Origin of the sequence: Streptomyces spongiae (assembly GCF_009377185.1) — a bacterium.
In the GTDB taxonomy this organism is placed as follows: Bacteria; Actinomycetota; Actinomycetes; order Streptomycetales; family Streptomycetaceae; genus Streptomyces; species Streptomyces spongiae.
Genome location: NZ_VJZC01000542.1, coordinates 1 through 6,849, shown reverse-complemented (window position 1 = coordinate 6,849; position 6,849 = coordinate 1). Strand labels below are relative to the sequence as shown.

The 6,849-nt window shown below is 71.7% G+C and carries 6 protein-coding genes; 5 read left to right on the top strand and 1 reads right to left on the bottom strand.

The annotated features are described in order from the left end of the window. Positions 1-255 precede the first annotated feature (255 nt). Entirely contained in the window at positions 256-1,950 is a 1,695-nt protein-coding gene (locus FNH08_RS40890; RefSeq protein ID WP_322726282.1) for a BACON domain-containing protein, read from the top strand. A gap of 453 nt (positions 1,951-2,403) precedes the next feature. Here the strand turns inward: FNH08_RS40890 and FNH08_RS40880 are convergent, their stop codons facing one another. Beyond that, positions 2,404-3,261, bottom strand: a complete 858-nt coding sequence (locus FNH08_RS40880; protein ID WP_322726281.1) for a hypothetical protein — start codon at positions 3,259-3,261, stop codon at positions 2,404-2,406. A 72-nt stretch (positions 3,262-3,333) separates the two neighbouring features. On the opposite strand from FNH08_RS40880, the gene FNH08_RS40875 reads away from it, so the two are divergent. The 4 genes from FNH08_RS40875 to FNH08_RS40860 all read left to right on the top strand — a co-directional run. After that, positions 3,334-4,266, top strand: coding sequence for a Ppx/GppA phosphatase family protein (locus tag FNH08_RS40875; protein ID WP_152776578.1), 933 nt, complete (start codon positions 3,334-3,336; stop codon positions 4,264-4,266). Between the two features lie 157 nt (positions 4,267-4,423). Then, on the top strand, positions 4,424-5,248 hold the full coding sequence (locus tag FNH08_RS40870; protein ID WP_322726280.1) for a sugar phosphate isomerase/epimerase family protein: 825 nt from the start codon (positions 4,424-4,426) through the stop codon (positions 5,246-5,248). After that, a complete protein-coding gene (locus FNH08_RS40865; protein WP_152776577.1) occupies positions 5,245-5,859 on the top strand; it encodes a TetR/AcrR family transcriptional regulator in 615 nt (204 codons plus the stop codon). The genes FNH08_RS40870 and FNH08_RS40865 overlap by 4 nt, the downstream gene beginning before the upstream one ends. Before the next feature lie 142 nt (positions 5,860-6,001). Beyond that, a partial coding sequence (locus FNH08_RS40860) for a dihydroxy-acid dehydratase domain-containing protein (RefSeq protein WP_194238799.1) occupies positions 6,002-6,849 on the top strand: 848 nt, incomplete at its 3' end.

Genomic DNA, 6,849 nt, shown 5'->3' with positions numbered 1-6,849 from the left:
GGGCTGTACGGATCCTCAGTACGTCGAGCGCCACGGAATGTAGGGCCCTTTTCGGATGGCGGTCAAGCAAGTGCGCAACATTGAGCCACGCACCCCGCCACGCACCCCGCCACTCCCCCCGGGACCTCCATCGACCTGGTGAAAGCCGCGGAATCAGGCGTTCCTGTCCCCTTATGAGGGATCGTTTCACCCGTATGGATTAAATGTGCGCAAGGAGGAAGAAGGGGCCGCCGCCCGCCGCATACGGTCCCATGGGTGATGAGCAGCAGCCCGGAGATCTCCACCCGCACCGTCGGCGCACACCGAGCGCACCGCGAGACGCGCGACCGGGCGCCCGAGCCCGCACGGACGCAGCGCCCGCCCGCACGCCACGAGCCGTATCTGGACGGCCTGTTCACCTACTGCCTGTCCGTCCTGTGCGACCACGACGCGGCGACCGCCGCCCTGGCCGACGCCCTGGCCCTCGCCGAGCGCCGCCGGGGCCCCGACGCCCCGGGCGACCGCCGGGCCTGGCTGTACGCGCTGGCCCGCTGGGCGTGTCTGCGCAAGCTGGCCGAAGCCAAGCAGAAACGTCAGGGCGTGCACGCTTCCGGCCGCCACGGCACCGACAAGCAGCACACCCCGAAGCCCGCCCCCGGCCTCCCCGAGGAACTCCAGGAGCAGCGGCAGCGTGAACTCGCCCTGCTCGCCTGGCCCGAGGCGGCGGGGACGACGCCCGAGCAGCGCGAGGCGCTCGAACTCGCCGTGCGCCACCAGCTCGCCGCCGACGAGGTCTCCGCCGTCATCGGCCTCGCCCCCGCCGCCACACGCGAACTGCTCGCCTCCGCCGCCTGCGAGGTGGAACGCACCCGCGCGGCCCTCGCCGTCGTCGAGACCGGCGCCTGCCCGAGCGTCGCCCGCCTCACCGGCGACCACCAGCTCGTCCTCGGCGCCGCCCTGCGCCGCGAACTGGTCCGGCACGTCGACGACTGCCCCCACTGCCGCCGCACCGCCGAGCGCGCCGCCCCCGGCCGCTGGCCCGGCACCAGCGTCACGCCCGCCGCGCTCCCCGTACTCGAAGCCCCGCGCGCGGCCCTGCACTCGGCGATGGCCCACCTCACGCGCGCGCGTGGCGGTGCTCCGCGCTTCGACAGGCGCGGCTTCCCCATGGACCCCAGGGACCACGCGGCCCGCCGCGACCGCCTGCGCGCGCGTGCCGTCACGACGACCGTCGTCGCCACGGTGGTGGCCGCCCCCGTTCTCGCGCTCTGGGCCGCGTACAGGGGTGCCCCCGTGACGGGCGAGGGCGTCGACGGACGCTCGGCCACCGCGCGCGAGGCCGACAGCCCGGACGGGCTCGCCGGCGAGCCCGCGGGCGGGTACGAGAACGCCGCCAACGCGCGAGCCGAACCGGACACCCGCTACGACAAGACGGGCAAGCACGCCTCCGACGTCTCCGTGGAGGTCGTCAGCGCCCCCGGAAAGGGCGCTGGAACACTCAGGGTGAAGGCCGCAGGCCGTGGTGACACCACGCTCATCACGCTGACCGCGTCCGGGAGCTCGCCGGTCCACTGGTCCGCGTCCACGGGCCAGGACTGGCTCTACTTCAGCCGTTCCTCGGGAACGCTCGCGCCCGGCGAGTCGTTGACGATCAAGGTGTACGTCGACCGGCTGCGGGAGCCGTCCGGGTACTGGAGGGCGGGGGTGACCCTCGCCCCCACGGGGAGCATGGTGTCCATCGAGGGCTTCGGCAGGGTGCCGAGCGCTCCGCGGCCCACCCCGGACCCGACGGTGCCGAGCGGCCCACCGCCGACCCAGCCGGACCCGGGCCCCACGTCCAGTGGCCCGGGGGCCGCTGATCCGACGCCGACGCCGTCGGATCCGGGCACCCCGGACCCGGACCCGGACCCCGGAGGGTCCGCCCCGGAGCCCAGTGGCAGTGGCGAGCCGACTCCCTCGGAGGGGGTGTAGCTGCTTGCAGGAGAGTGTGCACGAGGTCGAGTTAGCTGGATCGTGTGATGGTCCGCTCGTGGGCTTGCGGGGCCGTGGGCTGACCGGGTTAACGCAATCGTGCGATCTGGGACGCCGGGTACGGCGCCAGCGTGCGGGGCCCCCGCTCCACCAGAGAGATGGTCCGGGGCCTCCCCGTCGCCACTGGCTGTACCCACATGGCCAGGTCGCACAGGGAGCTGGCCTCCCGGGATCGGACCAGGTACAGGATGCGTGTCGCTGCCCCGGGGTTGAGTACGCCGGGGACCAGTTCGCCCAAGACCGTTCGGGGCGCGCGGCTGATCGGGCTCGCTCAGTCTTCAGGAACGGTAGGCGGGAAGCGTCTGCAGGCTGTGGTCTGCGGGTCAAATGGGTTGTTTGTGGCTGGTTGCGCAGTTTCCGCCTCTTTCGGGGCGCCCCCTTACGGGGCGCCCCTCACCCCACCGGATCCGCCGGATGCGGTGCCACCAGCGGAAGCCTCGACGCCAGGCGCTCCTCGCACAGCTCGACCAGGCGGTCGTACCCCGCCTTGCCCATCAGTTCGATCAGCTCCGGGCGGTACGAGACGTACACCGGATCGCCCGCGCCGTGCGCCGAGGTCGCCGACGTGCACCACCAGTGCAGGTCGTGCCCGCCCGGGCCCCAGCCGCGCCGGTCGTACTCGCCGATGGAGACCTGGAGCACCCGGGTGTCGTCGGGCCGGTCGATCCACTCGTACGTCCGCCGGACCGGCAGCTGCCAGCACACGTCCGGCTTGGTCTCCAGGGGCTCACGGCCCTCCTTGAGCGCCAGGATGTGCAGCGAGCAGCCCGCGCCACCGGCGAAGCCCGGCCGGTTCTGGAAGATGCACGAACCCTGGTACGGGCGGGTCTGGCGGTCCCCGTCCTCGTCCTCCGAGACCCAACCGCTCTTCGTGCCCACGTCGTGGTGCTGCCAGATCTCCGGTGTGAGCCTTGCCACATGCCCGGCGACCCGCTTCTCGTCGTCCTCGTCCGAGAAGTGCGCGCCCAGCGTGCAGCAGCCGTCGTCGGCGCGACCTGCCTGGATGCCCTGGCAGCCGCTGCCGAAAACGCAGTTCCAGCGGGAGGTCAGCCAGGTCAGATCGCAGCGGAAGACCTGCTCGTCGTCCGCGGGATCAGGGAACTCCACCCACGCGCGTGCGAAGTCGAGCCCCTTCTCGTCGGGCTCCGGGGCACCCTTCCCCTGCTTCGTGGACCTGGCCGACTTCGCCTGCGAAGAACCTGTGACGGTTTTGGCAGCCTTGTCGTTCTTCGCCTTTTTCGTCTTTGGCACGGGTCCAGAGTAAGACCCCGGGAACGACAGCGAGGACTGCGCGGGCTCCCGCTGGCAGTAGCGTTCTCGTCCATGAGACTCGGTGTCCTCGACGTGGGTTCGAACACGGTGCATCTGCTGGTCGTGGATGCGCACCCAGGCGCGCGCCCGCTGCCCGCGCACTCGCACAAGGCGGAGCTGCGGCTCGCGCAACTTCTCGACGACAGCGGGGCGATCGGCCCCGAGGGGGTCGAGAGTCTGATCGGCGTCGTCCGGGAGGCGCTCCAGGCCGCCGAGGACAAGGGTGTCGAGTCCGTGCTGCCGTTCGCCACGTCCGCCGTGCGTGAGGCCAGCAACGCGGACGACGTCCTCACGCGGGTGCGGGAAGAGACAGGCGTCGAGCTGACGGTCCTGACCGGCGAGGAGGAGGCGCGCCTGACCTTCCTGGCCGTCCGCCGCTGGTTCGGCTGGTCGGCGGGCAAGCTGCTGGTCCTGGACATCGGCGGCGGTTCCCTGGAGATCGCGTACGGCATAGACGAGGAGCCCGACGCGGCGGTGTCGCTGCCCCTGGGCGCGGGCCGGCTGACGGCCGGCTGGCTGCCCGGGGACCCGCCCGACCCGGCGGACATACGGGCCCTCCGCCGCCATGCGCGCGCGGAGATCGCCCGTACGGTGGGGGAGTTCAGCCGCTTCGGCGCCCCCGACCACGTGGTCGCCACATCGAAGACCTTCAAGCAGCTGGCCCGGCTGGCCGGCGCCGCCCGCTCCGCCGAGGGCCTCTACGTCCAGCGCGAGCTGAAGCGGGAGTCCCTGGAGTCCTGGGTGCCGAAGCTCGCCGGGATGACCACCGCCCAGCGCGCGGAACTCCCCGGAGTCTCCGAGGGCCGCGCCGGCCAGCTCCTCGCGGGCGCCCTGGTCGCCGAGGGCGCCATGGACCTCTTCGGCGTGGACACGGTCGAGGTCTGCCCCTGGGCCCTACGAGAGGGCGTCATCCTCCGCCGCCTGGACCAGATGAGCTCGACGTAGGGCGGGGGCCTTGGGGGCGCAGCCCCCCCAAGGGGCGCGGGGAACTGCGCGACCAGCCACAGCGAACCCGCACCCGCCCACGGCGAACAAACCAACGGCGACCAGGCGCCCCGGCCCAATCACCGGGCGCCCCCCACCACCCCGTAACCTGTCCTTCGTGGCAGAACCAGTGGTGCGCATCCCGGATGCGAAGGTCGCGCTGTCCACGGCCTCCGTGTATCCGGAGTCAACGGCGACGGCTTTCGAGATCGCCGCGCGCCTCGGGTACGACGGAGTCGAGGTCATGGTGTGGACCGACCCGGTCAGCCAGGACATCGAGGCCCTGCGCCGGCTCAGCGACTACCACCAGATCCCCATCCTGGCCGTCCACGCCCCCTGCCTGCTGATCACCCAGCGCGTGTGGTCCACCGACCCCTGGATCAAGCTCCAGCGCGCCCAGGCCGCCGCCGAGAAGCTGGGCGCCGGCACGGTCGTCGTCCACCCGCCCTTCCGCTGGCAGCGCCAGTACGCCCGCGACTTCGTCACCGGGATCTGGCGGATGGCGAACGAGACGGACGTACGGTTCGCCGTCGAGAACATGTACCCCTGGCGCTACCGCGACCGCGAGATGCTCGCCTACGCCCCCGACTGGGACGTGACGAAGGACGACTACCGTCACTTCACGATCGACCTCAGCCACGCCGCCACCTCCCGTACCGACGCCCTGCAGATACTCGACCGCATGGGCGACCGCCTCGGCCACGTCCACCTCGCCGACGGAGCCGGCTCCAACAAGGACGAGCACCTGGTTCCCGGCCGCGGCACCCAGCCCTGCGCCGAGGTGCTGGAGCGCCTCGCGCTCACCGGCTTCGACGGTCACGTGGTCATCGAGGTCAACACCCGCCGCGCGATGTCCGGCGCCGAGCGCGAGGCCGACCTGGCGGAGGCCCTAGCCTTCACCCGGCTCCACCTCGCCTCCGCCCTGAAGGTGCCCCGGCGATGACCGCGGCCACGCCCCGCCGCAGGGGACGGCCCTCCCGTACGGACGCGGCCGACGCCCCGGCCGCCCGCGACCGAATCCTCGACGCCGCCCGGGAGGAGTTCTCCGAGCGCGGCTACGAGAAGACGTCCGTGCGCGGCATCGCCAAGGCCGCCGGGGTGGACCCGGCGCTCGTCCACCACTACTTCGGCACCAAGGAGCAGGTCTTCGAGGCCGCCGTCGAGGTCGCGTTCTCGCCCGTCCTGGTCGTGCGGGAGCAGGTCGTGGAAGGCCCCCTCGACGGCGCGGGCGAGCGCATGACCCGCGCCATCTTCGGCCTCTGGGAGAACCCGGCCACCCGGACACCGCTGCTCGCCATCGTCCGCTCGGCGGTGAACAACGAGGCCGCGGCCGCGGTGTTCCGCCGACTGGTCTCCTCGCAGCTGCTCTACCGCATCGCCCGCAAGGTCGACCTCCCCGACGCCGAACTGCGCGCCGAACTGGCCGCCGCGCAGCTCGTGGGCACGGCCATGCTGCGGTACGTCATCAAGGTCGAGCCGCTGGCGTCGGCCGATCCGGAACAGATCATCGCGCGCTTGGCACCGGTGGTGCAGGCGCACCTGACCCAGCCCTAGGGGCCTCTGGCCGGCCCACACCCCTGAGACACACATCCCGCATTCCGGACACCGTGTCCACCCCTTGGCGCACGGGCGTAGGCTCGACAGCAGTCAGAAGTCTCTGATGTCTCTGATCGCAGTCTCTGAAGGAGCGAGCGCGATGCCCGAGCTGAGGTCCCGCACAGTCACCCACGGCCGCAACATGGCGGGCGCCCGTGCCCTTATGCGGGCCTCCGGTGTACCGGGCGCGGACATCGGGCGGAAGCCGATCATCGCGGTGGCCAACTCCTTCACCGAGTTCGTGCCGGGCCACACCCACCTCCAGCCGGTCGGCCGGATCGTCTCCGAGGCCATCCGGGAGGCGGGGGGCATCCCGCGCGAGTTCAACACGATCGCGGTCGACGACGGCATCGCGATGGGCCACGGCGGCATGCTGTACTCGCTGCCCTCCCGCGACCTGATCGCGGACAGCGTGGAGTACATGGTCGAGGCCCACTGCGCCGACGCCCTGATCTGCATCTCCAACTGCGACAAGATCACCCCGGGCATGCTGAACGCGGCCCTCCGCCTGAACATCCCCACCGTCTTCGTCTCGGGCGGCCCCATGGAGTCCGGCCGGGCCACGCTCGTCGACGGCACGGTCCGTACGCTCGACCTGGTCGACGCGATCTCCGACGCCGTCAACGACAAGGTGTCGGACGAGGACATCCTCCGCATCGAGGAGAACGCCTGTCCGACCTGCGGTTCCTGTTCCGGCATGTTCACCGCCAACTCGATGAACTGCCTGACCGAGGCGATCGGCCTCTCCCTGCCCGGCAACGGCTCGGTCCTGGCCACGCACACGGCCCGCAAACAGCTCTACGTCGACGCGGCCAACACGGTCATGGACATCACCCGCCGCCACTACGAGCAGGACGACGAGACGGTCCTGCCCCGCGCGATCGCCACCTTCGCGGCCTTCGAGAACGCCATGGCCCTCGACATCGCCATGGGCGGCTCCACCAACAC